Origin of the sequence: Rheinheimera faecalis, assembly GCF_021290965.1 — a bacterium.
GTDB classification, from domain to species: Bacteria; Pseudomonadota; Gammaproteobacteria; order Enterobacterales; family Alteromonadaceae; genus Pararheinheimera; species Pararheinheimera faecalis.
The window spans coordinates 1-15,167 of the sequence record NZ_JAJOYT010000013.1 but is presented as its reverse complement, the minus strand read 5'-3'; the positions used below and the strand labels follow the sequence as shown (position 1 = coordinate 15,167).

At 47.0% G+C, this 15,167-nt stretch carries 16 protein-coding genes; 15 read left to right on the top strand and 1 reads right to left on the bottom strand.

Annotated features, from left to right (window positions below; all coding sequences use genetic code 11):
* The first annotated feature begins 171 nt into the window (after window positions 1-171).
* The 3 genes from LSG34_RS20875 (at window position 172) to LSG34_RS17435 (ending at window position 2,788) form a co-directional block, all read left to right on the top strand.
* Window positions 172-2,172, top strand: coding sequence for a YdbH domain-containing protein (locus tag LSG34_RS20875; protein ID WP_233010391.1), 2,001 nt, complete (start codon window positions 172-174; stop codon window positions 2,170-2,172).
* A gap of 76 nt (window positions 2,173-2,248) precedes the next feature.
* On the top strand, window positions 2,249-2,434 hold the full coding sequence (locus LSG34_RS17440) for a YnbE family lipoprotein (protein WP_233010389.1): 186 nt from the start codon (window positions 2,249-2,251) through the stop codon (window positions 2,432-2,434).
* Between the two features lie 12 nt (window positions 2,435-2,446).
* Window positions 2,447-2,788, top strand: a complete 342-nt coding sequence (locus tag LSG34_RS17435; protein WP_233010387.1) for a YdbL family protein — start codon at window positions 2,447-2,449, stop codon at window positions 2,786-2,788.
* A 136-nt stretch (window positions 2,789-2,924) separates the two neighbouring features.
* Here the strand turns inward: LSG34_RS17435 and LSG34_RS17430 are convergent, their stop codons facing one another.
* Window positions 2,925-3,224: a YciI-like protein gene (locus LSG34_RS17430; protein ID WP_233010385.1), complete on the bottom strand. Its 300-nt coding sequence runs from the start codon at window positions 3,222-3,224 to the stop codon at window positions 2,925-2,927.
* Window positions 3,225-3,409: 185 nt separating this feature from the next.
* Between LSG34_RS17430 and LSG34_RS17425 the strand changes: the two genes are divergently transcribed.
* The 12 genes from LSG34_RS17425 (at window position 3,410) to LSG34_RS17370 (ending at window position 15,153) form a co-directional block, all read left to right on the top strand.
* On the top strand, window positions 3,410-4,678 hold the full coding sequence (locus LSG34_RS17425) for an efflux RND transporter periplasmic adaptor subunit (protein WP_233010384.1): 1,269 nt from the start codon (window positions 3,410-3,412) through the stop codon (window positions 4,676-4,678).
* 19 nt (window positions 4,679-4,697) lie between these two features.
* Window positions 4,698-5,390, top strand: coding sequence for an ABC transporter ATP-binding protein (locus LSG34_RS17420; RefSeq protein WP_233010382.1), 693 nt, complete (start codon window positions 4,698-4,700; stop codon window positions 5,388-5,390).
* A gap of 13 nt (window positions 5,391-5,403) precedes the next feature.
* Window positions 5,404-6,705 carry an ABC transporter permease gene (locus LSG34_RS17415; protein ID WP_233010381.1) on the top strand — a complete coding sequence of 434 codons (1,302 nt, stop codon included), beginning with the start codon at window positions 5,404-5,406 and terminating at the stop codon, window positions 6,703-6,705.
* A gap of 3 nt (window positions 6,706-6,708) precedes the next feature.
* On the top strand, window positions 6,709-7,902 hold the full coding sequence (locus LSG34_RS17410; RefSeq protein WP_233010380.1) for an FtsX-like permease family protein: 1,194 nt from the start codon (window positions 6,709-6,711) through the stop codon (window positions 7,900-7,902).
* Between the two features lie 13 nt (window positions 7,903-7,915).
* Window positions 7,916-9,250, top strand: coding sequence for a sigma-54-dependent transcriptional regulator (locus tag LSG34_RS17405; RefSeq protein WP_233010379.1), 1,335 nt, complete (start codon window positions 7,916-7,918; stop codon window positions 9,248-9,250).
* A 48-nt stretch (window positions 9,251-9,298) separates the two neighbouring features.
* Window positions 9,299-10,612, top strand: a complete 1,314-nt coding sequence (locus LSG34_RS17400; RefSeq protein ID WP_233010378.1) for a sensor histidine kinase — start codon at window positions 9,299-9,301, stop codon at window positions 10,610-10,612.
* Between the two features lie 26 nt (window positions 10,613-10,638).
* Complete coding sequence (locus tag LSG34_RS17395) at window positions 10,639-11,691, top strand: LacI family DNA-binding transcriptional regulator (protein ID WP_233010377.1); 1,053 nt, start codon at window positions 10,639-10,641, stop codon at window positions 11,689-11,691.
* Between the two features lie 41 nt (window positions 11,692-11,732).
* Window positions 11,733-12,572, top strand: a complete 840-nt coding sequence (locus tag LSG34_RS17390; RefSeq protein WP_233010376.1) for an endonuclease/exonuclease/phosphatase family protein — start codon at window positions 11,733-11,735, stop codon at window positions 12,570-12,572.
* Window positions 12,573-12,626: 54 nt separating this feature from the next.
* On the top strand, window positions 12,627-13,442 hold the full coding sequence (locus LSG34_RS17385; RefSeq protein ID WP_233010374.1) for a c-type cytochrome: 816 nt from the start codon (window positions 12,627-12,629) through the stop codon (window positions 13,440-13,442).
* Between the two features lie 35 nt (window positions 13,443-13,477).
* A complete protein-coding gene (locus LSG34_RS17380; RefSeq protein ID WP_233010373.1) occupies window positions 13,478-14,221 on the top strand; it encodes a hypothetical protein in 744 nt (247 codons plus the stop codon).
* A gap of 417 nt (window positions 14,222-14,638) precedes the next feature.
* Window positions 14,639-14,908 (top strand): hypothetical protein, encoded by a 270-nt coding sequence (locus LSG34_RS17375; RefSeq protein ID WP_233010372.1) that lies wholly within the window; start codon window positions 14,639-14,641, stop codon window positions 14,906-14,908.
* A 101-nt stretch (window positions 14,909-15,009) separates the two neighbouring features.
* On the top strand, window positions 15,010-15,153 hold the full coding sequence (locus tag LSG34_RS17370) for a hypothetical protein (RefSeq protein WP_233010371.1): 144 nt from the start codon (window positions 15,010-15,012) through the stop codon (window positions 15,151-15,153).
* Window positions 15,154-15,167 lie beyond the last annotated feature (14 nt).

The following is a 15,167-nucleotide window of genomic DNA, read 5'->3' as shown; positions in this document are numbered from 1 at the left end:
CGTTTCTTTTGGCTTACAAAGATACAACTGTGTAACAAAACGATACAATGCGGCCAGAAGCGGCTCAATAGCACTGGTTTCCGGCACTGTTTAGCGCCAGACCAGGGGCCTGAATTCATTCATAATTCAGCCTGTCTGGCTTATAGTTCTGACAAGCAAAGAGGATACGAAGTGACTAAGCCTGTTTCTGGCACGAAAAAATCGACATCCTGGTTAAAATGGAACCTGCTGTTATTGCTGCTGGCAGGCAGCGTATTTGCTTTTATTCAGTTGCAATTTTGGTGGACTCAATTGAGTCCAAAGTGGCAAGGACTTGAATTGTCATGGGGCTCGGCGCGCGTTGAACAGTTGTCCTTACAATTGCCGTTTTCTGGTCATCAGCAGGTGCAACTGGAACAATTAGAGCTCGGCTGGACGGGCTGGCCCTGGCCTTTGGATTTGGTAAAAGCTAAATCCCTAAAAGCCCAATTGGATATACAGCTGGCCGCATCCACCGAAACAGAACAAGAAGCTGCGCCTTCAGTACCCACCTTACCGCTTTGGTTACCAAAGGTTTTGACGTTCGAACAGATAGAAGTCTCGCTGCCTTGTGCCCGTTTAAACACTAAGCTCAGCAACAACACTGAAAATACCGACTGCCTGCTCACTGGCGCTTTAACCTACAGCGAACAAAGCCAACAGATACAATTACAACTGGCGAATCAACAAGCCGTATTTATTGAAGGTGTCGGCGATGCAAAGCTGGCGCTCAAAGCCTTGATCACACCAACAGCCGAACAACTGCAAATTCCACAGTTTGAACTGAGCCTTTTAAGCAGCAAGCTCAATTGGCAGCAGTATCAACTCTCTGACTTAATGTTAAAGCTAAGCGGTCGAGCCGTCTGGCAAAACAACCTGCTGCAATTTGAAGCTACCGAACCTTTGCAACTAACCACCAGTTATCAGCAACCTGATTTGCAGGTACAGCAGTTGGTGCTGAATGCAAGCTCATTGCAGCTGGAATTGGACCCAACGCAGTTGGTGAATGCGCAGCTGAAAAGCGATCTGAAACTTGAAGTGAAGCAGCTGCAGCATCCTTTGCTCAAAACGCTGGACTGGAATTGGGCCGGCACTGTTTTGTATCAACAGCAACAAGCACAAATCGAAGGTCGGTTAGCGAACAGTTTATCTTTGGCACTTGATCATAAAATACAAATGGCAGAGCAAAAAGTCAGTGCCAGTTGGACCTTACCAGAGCTGTTTTTTCTGGCCGGTAACCCGCTGCAAATTGGACCTTTTTGGCCTGAACTGCTGACGTTGCAAAAAGGCAAAGCGTCAGGCAAAGGTCAGTTGGAGTTTGACCTTGGCAGCATGGCGCTGACCAAGCAGCAAACAGAACTGGTGCTTCGGGATTTAAGCGGTATTTACGACAGAACTGTATTTACCGGTTTAACCACCAAACTAAAGTTGTTCAGCGAAGGTGCGGCCTGGACAGTTCAGACTGGGGATCTAAAGCTACAACAGATTAACCATGGTCTGGTGATGGGGCCTTTGGAATTGAATGCGGTGTACAAAACAAAAGCGCCGGATTGGTTCAAAGGTAAGTTAGACCTGAAGCAGCTGCAACTGGCTTTATTTGGCGGACAGGTCAGAGGCACCCAGCAGCAGATCGATTTAAGTAAAGATGCTAAAGTATTGCTGCAACTCGATAAATTACAGTTGGCAGAGCTGCTGAAGCAGCACCCCAGCGCCGATATGACAGGGCAAGGAACTATATCTGGTACTTTGCCTCTGAGCATAGAACAAGGCAAGCTGACTGTGGCCCAGGGCTCTGTGGCGGCTTTGGAGCCTGGTGGCAAAATTGCCTATCAGTCGCAAAAAGCTCAGGCTATGGCCGCATCGAATCAGGGCATGAAGATTGTAATGCAGGCACTACAGAATTTTCATTTTTCAGTGCTGTCAGCCGGAGTCAGTTACAGCAAAGAAGGCCAGTTGTTACTGGCGCTTAAACTGGAAGGCAATAACCCGGATTTTGAAAAAGGCCGGGCTGTGAATTTCAGTATTAATTTAGAAGAGAATTTACCGGCAATGATCACCAGCCTACAGTTAAGTGGTCAGGTCAGCGAGTTAGTGAAAAAACGGGTTCAACAGCGTCTGGCAGCCCAAAAAGCCAAAGATGCCCGCAAGGAGTAACAATGCATAATTGGCAGGATAGACAATTTTCACGGCCAAAGGCCGCCCATCAGGGTAAGGCACATGGAGGTGCCGCATGAACAAAGCTCTAAGCCTTTGTTTGGCCATCTTAGTCACTGCAGCCTGTACCCCAACAGTGCAGGTGGCTATGCCCAATGAGCCGATTAATATCAATTTGAATGTCAAAATTCAGCATGAAATTTTGATTAAAGTGGACAAAGAACTGGACGAATTAATCAGTGATTCCAGCGGTTTATTTTAAGGAAGCCAAGATATGAAAACTTTAACTAAATTAGCCCTTTCAGCTGTATTTGCTGTCAGTTTGCCTTTAATGGCCATGGATTTACAACAAGCTATGTCGGCCTTAGGCGCAGCAAAAACCCAGGGCTTGGTGGGTGAACAACCGAACGGTTATTTAGGAGTGGTGGGCTCATCAGCGCAAGCCAAAGAAATAGCTGATTTAATTAACAAAGCCCGCAAAGCTGAGTATCAGAAACTGGCCGCTAAAAACGGTATTCAGCTATCTGATGTCGAAGCTATTGCAGGCCAAAAAGCCATAGAAAAAACCGAAGCTGGCCAGTTTATCCAGCTAAACGGTCAGTGGCAGAAAAAGTAAAACTGGGGTCAGAGCTTTAGCTCTGACCCCCATATTTGGCTCTGACCCACATATTTAGCTCATATCTACTATCAAAATCGACCGGGTTCAGAACTGTTATAGAAGCTGTTCAGATTTTGAGGTCAGAGCCGATGGCTCAGACCCTTATAGGCGTTGCGGCTTGTTCACCCACTACCGTATGCCATGGCAGGATACGGTAGCTGCTGACTAAGCCGTTGATCACGTAGGGATCCGATTCGGCAAAGGCTTTCACCTGCGCCGCATCTGCAACGTTAAACAGCAGCATCGCGCTTTCTATGGGCTCGCCAACTGCTCCGCCTAATACCAACTCACCTCGTTCAGCGGCCAACCAGGCCAACTGCAAATGTTCGGCACGAAACAACACCCGCTTTTCCAGATAATCCGCTGATGTTTGATACTGCAATAAATAATGCATCTTTACTCCTTCGTTTCCGGATGTCCGCTGTCCGGCTGATGTTTGCGGACACTTTTTATGTCCGCGGACAGTTTTAATTAGTCATTAAATTTTCATTGTTTCATTATAAAACAATAAGTTACGCATATTTTTTGTGCTGGCACGTTCCCTGCTATATCTGGTTAATCAGAATACGGAGAACTACGATGATCCAGGGCACAGAAAATCAGGATATTCAAATCCAACCGCACAAAACCAGACAGTGGCGTCGTCCAGCGCTCGCCACTTTGTTTATGGCTGGTATCTGTTATATCAGTTATAGCCTGCTGGCGGCCAGCTCGGCTCAGGCATCTTTGGTGTTGCCAAAAGATCAGGTGCAGCTGGCTATAGTGGAACGCGGCAGTTTTACCCGCGACTTATCGGTGCAGGGTAGAGTGGTTGCGGCCAATGCGCCTACTTTATTTAGTCAGGAAGCGGGTCAGGTTCAGTATCTGAAGCAACCTGGTGAAGCAGTGCAACTAGGCGATTTATTGGCTGTGGTATCAAGCCCGGCTCTGGATAACGAGTTAGAGCAACAACGCGCTTTACTGGCCAGTATGGAATCTGACTTTGAGCGTACCGCTTTATTAGCACGTGAACTGAAGCTGGATATGGAGCAGGTGCAAAATACGGCTCAGGTCAACTTAATAGCCGCCAAACGTGAACTGGCCCGCGCTGAGCAATCCATTAAAGTGGGTGTAATTCGTCAACTGGATTACGACGTCGCCAAAGACAAGTTATTGCAGGCTGAGCTGGAATTTGACCATGCCAAACGTAAAGTCGCCTTGGCTTCGGATAAGCTTAATTTCGAAAAAAAGTCTGGTCAGTCCGCTTTAGCTCGTCAGGCTTTGGTCGTGTCTGAACTGGATAGAAAGCTGGCGGCCTTACAAATTAAAGCACCTGTGACAGGCCAGGTCGGTAACTGGCTGGTAGAGCAGCAAAGCCATGTACTTGCGGGTGTAGGTTTGCTCACTGTGATCGACTTAAGTCGCTACGAAGCTGAGTTGTCGGTACAGGAAAGTTATATCCGCGATTTAGCCGTGGGTATGCCGGTCGAAGTGAATTTGGGCAATCAGCAACTCAAAGGTGAACTGAGTCATATAGCGCCTGAAGTCAAAGACAACTTAGTCACAGCCCGGGTACGTTTTTCTCAGAACGACAGCACCAGCTTACGTCAGAACCAGCGTTTATCGGCCCGCGTCATTATTGAGCAAAAAGACAATGTGCTTCGCATCAAACGTGGCGATTTTGTGGCCAGTGGCGGAGGCCGGACTGGTTATCTGGTGCAAGACGGATTGGCAACAAAGACCCCTTTGCAACTTGGAGCTATTTCTGTGCAATGGGTGGAATTGCTAGATGGTGCAAAAGAAGGCGATCAACTAGTGATTTCCAGTTTGAGTGAGTTTAAGGATGCCGCTAAGGTGCGGCTAAACTGATATAGATCAGGAGGATATGATGATTGAATTAACAGGTTTATCAAAAATTTTTCGCACTGAACTGGTGGAAACACATGCGTTGCGTGACATCAGTATTAGGGTTAATGAAGGCGAGTTTGTGGCATTAACTGGTCCTTCGGGTTCGGGGAAGTCGACTTTGCTCAATGTACTTGGAACTTTGGAAAACTTTGATCAAGGTGATTACCTGCTGGATGGTAAGTCGGTTAAAGGCTTGTCTGACCGGGAGTTATCGACACTGCGCAATGAGAAGATTGGCTTTATTTTTCAGGGTTTTAACCTGATTAAAGACTACAGCCTGTTTGACAATATTGAGCTGCCACTTCGGTATCGTGGCTTTAAACCAGCAGAGCGGAAGCGTCGTGTAGAGCATGCGCTGGAAACTGTAGGTTTAGCTGCGCGTCGTAATTATCACCCTAGTCAGCTTTCTGGTGGTCAGCAGCAACGTGTTGCCATTGCCAGAGCCATAGCCGGTAGTCCACGCGTTTTACTGGCCGACGAACCCACAGGTAATCTTGACTCGCTGATGGCTCGTCAGGTCATGGAGTTGCTGGACCAAATCAACCGCGATGGTTGCACTATCCTGATGGTCACCCATGATCCGGATCAGGCTCGTCGGGCTAGCCGGCAAATCCAAATCATCGACGGGCAACTCAGCGACGCTGTGTTGTATGACCCTCTGGCTGTAGCCTGAAAGGAATCATCTAATGGAACAATTGCAGTATTACTTCAAAATTAGCCTGGTCAGTATTAAACGTGCCCCCTTGCCTTATTTACTAACGGTGCTGATTTTAAGCCTGGGCCTCGGCATGTTTTTCGCTAATGCGACCTTTTATTACCGGTTAAACAGCGACCCGCTGCCGCAGAAAAGCGACAAGCTGTTTTTCCCCATGATGCTGTTGGTCCCCGGGGACTGCGACAGTGGTTGTGAGCCGCCGCCTGTACTGAGTTATAGCAATGTGCAAAAGCTCGCAAGTAGCGGTATTCCGACCGCACAAGCTGCGATGTACAGCTCTGATAGTTATGTCCGGTTAGACAGTAAACAACAGCCGTTGCCTGTACGTTTACGACTGACTCAGCGCGATTTTTTTCAGCTGTTTGATGTCCCCGTCATTGCAGGAAGTATTTGGCCTGACAACAGTGCGCGCTATGAAGTGGTGATTGGCAAGCAACTTGCCGAAAAGTTATACGGTACAGCTGATGTTGTGGGGAAATCATTATTGGTGGATGACCGCCATTTTACAGTCAGTGCCGTCATCAACCCATGGCAGATGTTGCCACGTTTGTATGATGCGAATAATGGCAATCACATATCTGATACTGAACAGCTGTTTATGCCACTGGAGACAGCTTACGACCTGAACTATATGTCGGCCACCATGTCTCGAACCATGGATGATACCGACTATCGTCAACTGGCGACGCAGGGACGCACAGGTGCTTTGCATCAGCTGCAGTTCTGGGTTCAGTTGGACACACCAGCACAGCAGAAAGCCTATAAGGATTTTATGCTGCAACTGGCACAGTCTGAGCAGGCTGCGGGCCGTCACCCGGTTCATATTAATAATCAGTTGCCAGCGCTGCGTGATATTGTCCGTTATTTCGGTCGTGAGTCGGGAGACGTGAAAGCGTACGCACTGGTCACTCTGTTGTTTCTGGTGGTTTGTATATTCAACGCCAGTCATTTATCGCTGAACCGATACATCAGCAACCAGTATGAGTTCAGTCTGCGCCGCGCGCTTGGCGCCAGTCGCTGGCAGCTGCAGCAGCAACTGTTGGTGGATGTGGTTGTGCTGACCTGCATTACTTTGGTGTTTGCCTTGCTGATTGGTGCTGCCAGTATCCAGCTGATGAATTATCTATGGCCTTTTAATCGCCTGTTTGCAAGTTGGGATCTTTCGTTGCTTAGTGCTCTGTTGCTGCTGAGTTTGTTTTGCAGCTATCTGGTGACTTTGTATCCGTCCTTACGTGCCTCGTTTGGCGCGCTGAATCAGCAGTTAAAGGAGTAAATGATGTCTATCCGTCTAATGATAAAAACAATGCTGCGACGTAAAGTAGTCACGGCGCTGTTGTTGGTGCAACTGGCACTTACACTGGCTTTGATCCTCAATAGCATGGTATTGGCCAAACAAACACACGAGCGTTTGCAGGAGCCTACAGGACTGGATTTAGCTAACACTCTGCTGGTTCAAATCAAACCAACAACGCCGGCGTTACGCCAGTATCCGGCGCTTGGCGAATTACTTGAACGGCAACTGGGTGCAATACGTCAGTTACCCGGCGTAGTAGCTGTCGCTTATACCAACCAATCACCGCTACTACAAGGCGGTAATAATGGCAGTCTTTACAAAGTGGGCAATGAAGAGCGTAACAATCTATCTACGGTGCCGCAGTATTATGCCTCTGCTGACATCTTTCAGGTGCTTGGTGTTGAGCTAAAAAGCGGTCAGCTCCCACAAATACCACAGTCCTTTGATAGCGATTCGAGTCCACCGGTGGTACTGACAGAATCCGTGGCACAAAAGCTATTTGAGAGTGATAACCCTATTGGCCAGGCTACGAATCAAGGCATCATCGCCGCCGTGGTCAGTGATTTTTATGGGCAGCGTTCAGCAGATATGGTGATGTACAACACCATTCGGATAGCGCCTCTTTATGGCGTGGATTGGGGCTATTCGTTGTTGTTGCGAGTGGAGCCTCAGCAGGTGGTTTCTGTGCGCAGCCAATTGGACAACCTGTTGCGTCAGGTAGACAGCAATATAGAGATTTTTCATATCAGAACTCTGCAGGAGCAACACCAAAGGTTATACAACACTGAATATGGTCTGTCTGTGTTGTTGGCTTTGCTTAGTGCGCTGATGTTACTGGTCACTATGATTTCCGGTTACAGCAATGCACATTTCCATGTACTGAAGTCGCAGAAGGAGATAGGTATTAAACGCGCATTGGGTGCCAATAAAGTCACTATTTTGCTCGAGCTGTTGGCTGAAGGATGGTTATGTACTGTGCTTGGAGGGCTATTGGGTGTTGTTGCTGCAGTATTGCTGAATCAGGCACTGGCTTTGGTGATTAGTATTCCAGTCTTGAGCGGATGGCTGGTGATGCTGACCCTGCTATTACTGCTGCTTTGTGTCACGCTGGCCACATGGTATCCTGCCAGAATAGCAACACGGATATCTCCGGCCACAGCAACTAAGACTTTGTAAGTACTATAAAAAGATGAAAAAAATACTGGTCATAGACGATAACGAGGCGGTGTGCACCGCCCTGATGACCCTGTTTCAGTTGCAGGGTTATCAGGTGTTTATTGCCCAACATCCGGCTCTGGCCAAAAGCATTTTGCAGCAGCAATCTATCGATCTGATTTTGCAGGATATGAACTTTGCTCAGGGTGAAATGAGTGGCGCCCAGGGCAAAGAGCTGTTTTATCAGTTGCGCTCTGATCACCCGGCTATTCCCGTCGTGCTGCTAACAGCCTGGACTCATCTGGATATGGTGGTGGAACTGGTCAAAGCCGGTGCCACCGACTATATCGCCAAGCCCTGGGATGACCAGCGTTTGCTGACCACTGTTGCTAATGTGCTCAAAATTAAACAACTGACCGAACAAAATTTAAAGGCTGAACGCAAGCAGCAAGAAAGATTGGGCCTTTTTGCCGGCAAAGATTTATGTGGTCTGGTGTTTGCGAGCACAGCCATGGAGCAGTTGCTACAAATGGCATTGCAATTGGCACCAAGCAATGCAGCAGTACTGATCACTGGTGAAAATGGTGCTGGCAAAGAGGGCATAGCTCAGGTGCTACATGCCAATTCAAACCGCAAACAACAGCCTTTGATTAAAGTAAATATGGGCGCATTGCCTGCTGATTTAATGGAAGCTGAGCTCTTTGGTGCAGAAGCCGGAGCCTACAGCGGTGCCACTAAAACCCGTATTGGCCGTTTTGAAGCTGCAGATGGCGGTACTTTGTTTCTGGATGAAATAGGTAACTTGTCGTTATCGGGCCAGATGAAGTTACTGCGTGTGTTACAAACCGGCGAATTCGAACGTCTGGGTTCCAGTCAGACCCGCAAAGTGGATGTGCGTATTATCAGCGCCACCAATGCAGATTTAACCAAAGCCATCAGCTCAGGAATTTTCCGCCAGGATTTGTATTACCGCATCAACGTAGTACAGCTGCATTTGCCATCGCTGAAAGACAGAGTGGATGACATTGTGCCTTTAGCGCGACATTTTTTAGCAGGTCAAAAAAGTTTAACGAAAAAAGCCGAGCAGGCGCTGCAAAGTTACCACTGGCCTGGCAATGTGCGTGAGCTGCAAAATTTATGTCAGCGCGCTTTATTACTGACTTTGGCTGATGAAATTGATGCTGCCGATTTAGCTTTGCCACAAGAGCTAAGCACAACGAAAAAAGCTTTGGATGATTTGGATAAACAGCAAATTGAACAAGCGCTGCAACAAGCTCAGGGAGTAGTGGCCCGGGCTGCTAAACAATTGGGTATAAGCCGTCAGGCTTTATACCGGAGAATGGAGTTCTACGGTATTGAACCTGCATAACGCGAATAGTAGTGGCGTATTTACTGCACTGAAAAGGTGTAAATCAATATGCGACTGATCAGGCATTTATATCTGCTGGTGCTGGCTTTGCTTGTACCGGCTTTTTTGCTGTTACAGTATCTCGATTCGGATCCGCTATGGTACTTGCTGTTTACCGGTTTTGATCTGCTGGTTCTATTGGTTATTCAGGTGATGTTAAAACCTTTACTGCAAGAAATTGAAGCGCTGAATTTACATGCTCAAAATTTGCAGGATGGCAGTTTTAATGTCGATGCCAATAGGCAACTGTTACGGGAGTTAAAACCTTTAGCTGAAGTATTGCAGCAAATGTCGGCGCAACTGCGGCAGGAACGCGCCACTTTGTATCAGCGTGAATTGCTGCTCGATACTGTTTTGCAATCCAGCCCAAGCGCTATGGTCTTAACAGACCAGACAGGTAGGGTGCTGATGACCAACCCTGCAGCCCGTGTCTTATTGCATCAGGGCCAAAAGTTTGAAGGGCTGCTGTTTTCAGAGTTAATAGCGGAATTACCTGAACTTGCCCTGGCTATTCAAAGCGGCCAACAAGGTTTGCTGCATTTGGGCGAACCAGTGTCGATCTGGCATTTGTCGGTAAGCAGTTTTTCGCTAAATCAAAAAACACATCAGCTGTATTTGTTAAAACCTATGACCCGTGAAATTCACCGCGAAGAAGTCAAAGCCTGGAAAAAGCTGCTGCGGGTGATAGGGCATGAACTGAATAATACACTGGCGCCTTTGTCCTCGTTGGCCTACTCAGGCCAGTTAGTGGCGACAGAGCTGCAGCACAAACAGTTGCAACAAATTTTCCAGACCATCAGTGAGCGCCAGCAGCATTTAAATCAGTTTTTGCAATCCTATATTCAGTTTGCCAAATTACCTACCCCAGCTTTGGCGCCAGTGCAGTGGGCCCGGTTGATTAATCAGTTACAGGACCAGTACGAGTTTGAACTGGAAGGCGATTTACCTCACCGTGTCTGGCTGGCCGACCCGCTGCAGTTATCACAGTTGCTATTAAACCTATTAAAAAACGCCCACGAATCCGGCTCTGATCCGGAGCAAATTCAGTTAAGTTTTACCGAATTGCCTGATCAGTTATTGATCCGTATCCAGGATGCTGGCGGCGGTATGAGCAGCGAAGCTTTAGCCCATGCCATGGTGCCTTTTTACACCAGCAAGGAGAATGGCTCTGGCATAGGTTTAACTTTATGCCGCGATATAGCTGAAGCTCATGGTGGCAGTTTAAGCCTGCAAAATCAGGGCGCAGGACTTTTGGTCAGCCTGATAGTACCGGGCTCAGGTTCTGTTTCGGGCGCTGGCAATTCTGCTACTGAACAGGCATGATAAAGCCTGAACTAAAACAGGGTGTTATGGCTGTGTCGGCAACTGAAAAACCAAAAAAACTGAATTTAAAAACTGTCGCTTCCTACCTGGGGGTTTCAGTCGCTACTGTTTCCAATGCCTACAACAGACCCGATCAACTTTCCCCTGAATTACGCCAACGTATTTTGCAACAATGCACAGAATTGGGTTACGACGGCCCTAATGCCGCAGCCCGCAGTTTGCGTACAGGCCGCTCCGGCATTGTGGCGGTGTTATTGTCAGACACGCTGGAATATTCAGTCAGCGATCCTGTTGCCAATCAATTTATTAAAGGTGTAGCCGAAGTGCTGCAGGAACACGGCATGGATATGCTGTTGTTATCTGGCCGCCATAACACCAGCAGCAGTAGCGCTGAAGCTGTACCCGATGCTTTTATTTTGTATGGTGCGCCCAGTAACCCTGAGCAGCTGAACCGCATTATCAAAAGCGGTAAGCCCTTGATCACAGTCGACTGCAATCTGGATAATGTGGTGTCGGTTAACGTCGATAACTATGCCGCTGCACACCGTATTGCTGAACATGCTTTTGCTAAAATGCAGGGCAAAGTAGCAGTGCTGGGGTTGCGCTTGATTGAATCAGACCGGGTATGCCGTATTCAGCCGCATGAGCTGTACAGCACAGAACAAGCCATTTCCCGCCGTCGTTTAGATGGTTATTTAGCTGCAGCCATAGAACAAGGCCGCGATTTACCTGCCGATGCAGTGTGGCATATTCCACTGAATACCCACCATTTTGCTTTAGTGGCAGCCCGTGAAGCTTTAACCCAATTTCCGCGACCTCAAGTACTGCTGTGTATGAGCGACCGTATTGCCTTGGCGGCCATGGCGGTAGCGCGTGAGCTGGGGATCAATATACCGGACGATTTAGTAGTGGCTGGCTTTGATGGTATTGAAGAAGCTGAGCGTTCTTACCCCAGCCTGACCACTATTGCTCAGCATAGTGACGAAAAAGGCCGTACTGCCGCCCGCATCTTGTTGTCGGGTGAATTAGGGGCTGACCTTTTAATGCCATCAGAATTAATAATTCGGCAAAGTTGTTAGGTTAGTTTTGTAGCTTCTTTTTACCTGAACAGGCTAACTGCATGAAATTTTTACTACTTATTTTATCCCTGCTGGCTTTTTCAGGGCTGGCCCAAGCCGAATCACTCAAACTAATAAGCTACAACATTCGTTGTGGTTTATGTGAAGCTGAAGGTATGCCGCAGTACTGGCCAGAGCGTAAGTTATTGCTGGCGCATTTAATCCAGACCCAACAACCGGACTTGATCGGTTTACAGGAAGCCGAACTATTTCAGGTGCACGATTTAGTAGCTATGTTGCCGCAGTATCAGTGGTTTGGCGAAGGCCGGGACGACGGCAAAACCAAAGGCGAAAGCACTGCTGTGCTCTATCGCAAAGACAAGCTACAGCTGCTTTCGGCCAAAACCTTATGGTTATCTGAAACACCAGAAAAAGTATCAAAAGGCTGGGATGCAGATTTAAACCGCACTTTTACTAAAACTCAGTTTAAAGCGCTGAAATCCGGCCAGAGCTTTTATTTTTTGAATACGCATTTTGACCATATGGGCCAGCAAGCCCAGCTGCAAAGCGCCTTGTTACTGAAAGTCGAAGTGGAACAATTACCCAAAGAGAGCAAAGTGCTGCTGACCGGTGATTTTAATGTGGAGCCGAGCAGTGAGCCCTACAAAGCGCTGAGTAAAAGCTTAAACGACAGTGCTTTGGTTGCTAAACAAAAGCTTTCCAAAAACGCCGGTACCTTCAATGGTTTTGGCCGCGAACCTAATAGCCCAAGCCAAACCATAGATTTTATTTTCGTAAGTAAAAACCTGCAGGTAGCCAGTTATCAGGTGGATAACAGAAGATACAACGGCTTGTATCCTTCTGATCATGAGGCGCTGGTGGCTGTAGTAGAGCTAGACTGAACTCGGAAAATCCAGCACAGTATCTTTTTATCAACAGAGCAGGCAGGAGCAGCTATGAACAGACTTTTGGCATCGGCGTTGCTTTTGCTTTGTGGCGTTTTATCTTCAGCTCTTTATGCTCAAAGCTTGGATATTCAGCTGCCTGATCAGAAGGTGAACTGGACACTGGCCGACATCACACAAAAAGTACCAGTGCAGCAGATCAAGCTATTTGACCCTGTGTATAACAGCGAAAAAAGCTTTGAAGGCGTGTCTTTACTGCAGCTGTTAAAGGCTGCAGGTTATAAGCAGGATCAGGCTGCAGATGAAGTGGTGTTGACCGCCTCTGATGGCTATGCGCCTAGTATGCCTTTAGAGTTTTTGCTGGATGACCAGGCGGTATTGGTGTTTGCCGAAACAGGCAAAAAGGACTTTGATTTTTCCCTTGTCGCCCAGGGCAAAGCCATGGTATCGCCTGCGCCATTTTATCTGGTGTGGAAACAAGGCAAAGCGGTGGAAAAAACCAGACCCTGGCCTTATCAGTTAGTGAAGCTAGAGCTGGTCAGTTTTCAGCAACGTTACCCCAAACTCTATCCAACCAACGCAGCCCAAAGCTCGGCGGCTTATCAGGGCTTTTTGTTATTTAAACAAAGCTGCATCAGCTGTCATTCCATCAACCTGCAAGGTGGCGAACTAGGTCCTGAGCTAAACGCGCCAAAAAACGTCACAGAGTACTGGACTGAAGATCACCTAAAGGCCTTTATCCCGAACGCATCCGGCTACAGATACAAAAGCAAAATGCCCACTTTTCCGCAGTTGAGTAGCCAGGATATCGATCACTTAGTCGCGTATTTAAAGCATATGAAGGGTTATAAAATTCAGCAGCCTTAGTGGCTGCTTTTTCTTAAGTTAAAGGACTAACAATGATGAAAATTCAACACCTAATAATGAGCATCAGCCTGATCTGCTTATTTAATGCCACGGCTCCACTTCAGGCAGCAGAACCTGTCAGGCATATGACGCTGCTGCAATTGTGTAACTCCTTGCCAGTGCAATTTACTTATGAGCAATTTCAGGCCTATGAGCACTGCACAAAAGAGCAGGGGCCTGAACAAATAGCGACCTATTTTGCGGATATCTATCAAAAAAAGCAGGGCAAAATTACATTGGCTTACCTTGATGGCGCCGAACTTGTGCTGCAAGACTTTATCGCAGACGATGCTGAGCGTTATCAGGATTTCTCTTTGTGGGGTTGTGACCACAGCAAAAGGTACTGCGTGATCTTTAAAGCAGGCTGGGAATGGTGGAGTTATTTACTGATTGATCGCAAAACAAAACGAACGACTGAATTAACTGGTTATCCGGTGTTTTCACCTGATAGTCAGTTGGTGTTTGAGTATGTGGATAGCCGGATGTCAGATAACTTTAGTCGCAATATCCTTAAGCTCTATCGCTTAAATGACGAAAAACCCAAGCTGTTACTGGAAAGAAATGAGACAGATTTTGGTGTTCACAGCGCTAAATGGCTTGGTCCTTCAACTCTTGAGGCCAAGTTGCAGCACTTTGCGGCCAATGATTTTAATCGTTATGTCGAAGTTGGACAGATGAGGTTGGTTGTCACTGGGGACGAAGTAAAAATGGCTATTGAAAAAACAACACAGAGGAAATAACCGCTGCTTGCTGTGCAGAGTGCTCTCTGAAAAGGTTGTGTTTCTGCTATGCAAGTCATTTAGTGCCGCACGATGAAGACATCAGGCGCCTAATATAAGAGTGAAACGGAAAGTCAGTTTGTGCCAGAAACGGAGCAATGCTTTGTGGTAAATCGCAGATCATTCCTCATTTTGTTGACCCAAACCAAAGGTTAGATTTCCAGATACCTCTCTGGAGTAAATTTAATAACAACTAGCGTACTGCCCGTATAAGTTTTGTCGGCCATAAATTTAGTGATTTCAGAAAAACCTGTTGAAATAGAGGTACATCATCGTTAGTTTGGTATGAGTAAAAATCATGAAAGAAGGCAGAGAAATGTTCGACTTGCGGGCAGAGAACCTTCTATTAAAAAGTTCTGTTTCACTAGGGAAAGATCTATGAGAGATGAAGATATATTAAAATTTCTAAATGAATTGGATATTCATATTCCTAAAGGTGAAGCAGAAGCTAAGTTGGTTGCTTATGGCGAAACGGTGCTTTATGCCAATAAAGAGGGGTTTCTGAGAATGGCTGTAGAGTTAATGAAGTGCGCTTTCGAAGAAACATACCCTGATGCCTGTATGAATTACCTGCTTGATAAAGATTCAGACTTTAGAATTGATAACCTGGCAAGAACAAAGGAGCAGCTTGACTTTTTCAGTAGCTAGCTCAAAACAGAACAAGTTGCTGTTGCGGATCACCTTCGGTGCCCGCAAAACAAGGCGTTATTGCTAAGTAATTTCGTATTCAGATGTTTTAGGGAAGATTTATGATTAATGAAATTAAAAATTGGTGGAACTCAGTGCCAAAAGCCCAGAAAACTGGCCTGATTGTGTTAGCGGCATTTGTTGCGGCAGTTATTATCATGAGCTTTGGAGTAATTATTGGCTCATCTCTGGGCAAGGCCCTCTAAGGTCCGCTTTGGGG